Source organism: Brachybacterium vulturis (genome assembly GCF_043641765.1).
In the GTDB taxonomy this organism is placed as follows: Bacteria; Actinomycetota; Actinomycetes; order Actinomycetales; family Dermabacteraceae; genus Brachybacterium; species Brachybacterium vulturis_A.
This window is the reverse complement of sequence record NZ_JBHZRO010000051.1, coordinates 1-1,068: the sequence shown is the minus strand read 5'-3', so window position 1 is coordinate 1,068 and position 1,068 is coordinate 1. Positions and strand designations below refer to the sequence as shown.

Below are 1,068 nucleotides of genomic sequence, written 5' to 3'. Positions count from 1 at the left end.
TGGGGTATACCTCCGAGTGCAGATCTGTCACGAAACTGCCGATTCGGACCTTGCGTGACGGGGAATCCTACGGTGCCGTAGCTGTCACGCAGGGTGGTGCTCAATGTGGCAGATGTGTCTGGTTGAGGTGCCACGAACTCGTGCAACAGCCCACGCGTGCACCGCTCACGCCGTACTCGATGACGGCGACTCCGGGCGAGCAGCGCGGGTATTTGAAAGGTCAGTCCCAGGTCAGAGGGTCGAGGTGGAGGTGAAACTCGAGTCGATCTGTGTCGATCGGATGCCCGTACCGGGCGAGAAGGGCTTCTGCCAGGGCGTCGGCGTGTTCGGGCCAGGTGTCTTGGGCGTTCGCGAGCAGGAGCGAGAGGTCTGCGTGTCGGTCAGCGAGCCCGAGACGTCCAAGGTCAACGAATCCGACGACTTCTAGGGTCTCGGGGTCAACCATGATGTTTGGCAGGCACAGGTCTCCATGGCAGACCACGCGATCTGCCAGCTCCTGGTCGAGGCGTAGCGGAAGTTGACGGGATAGATCGTCGAGCAGCTCACGGGGGGTGCTGGTGAGCTGTTCGGGCCGTAGGAAGTCGCGGTTGACCGCATCGCGGGAGACCACGTCGCGGGCCAGAGAGAACATCTGGTCTACGCCCCGGTCAAATGGGCAGTCGGCCGGGTCGGTCTGGTGCATCATGCGGACGGCGTCGATGATGTTGAGCCAGACTGAGCGCGCTCGCTTAGCGTCGACGCGGTGCGCGGAAATGCCCGTGACGGCACTGGTGACCAGTCGCGCTCCGGACCCGTCAGTCTGCCAGGACCGGACCGCTGGCCCAGGAATGCCGTTCGCGCTGGCCCACTCGCAACGATCCCGCTCAGCCATGAGCTCAGCTACTCGACCACGAGCAACCAGCTTGGCGTACTGGAGGCCGTCTGCTCGAGCGAACACCCGGGCATGAGACTCGCCGGCGCCAACCTCTTTCCAGCTGTCGCTGCCAAAGGACTCAAGATCGTCAGCGGGAACCGAGTTCATGCTCGCACCCTATCGACCGTCGGTAGTGACCGAGTGGGACAACCTTG

The 1,068-nt window shown here is 63.4% G+C and carries 1 protein-coding gene; it reads right to left on the bottom strand.

Annotated features, from left to right (window positions below; all coding sequences use genetic code 11):
• Positions 1–220 precede the first annotated feature (220 nt).
• On the bottom strand, positions 221–1,021 hold the full coding sequence (locus ACHUEU_RS16475; protein WP_299306110.1) for an aminoglycoside 3'-phosphotransferase: 801 nt from the start codon (positions 1,019–1,021) through the stop codon (positions 221–223).
• Between the last annotated feature and the right edge of the window lie 47 nt (positions 1,022–1,068).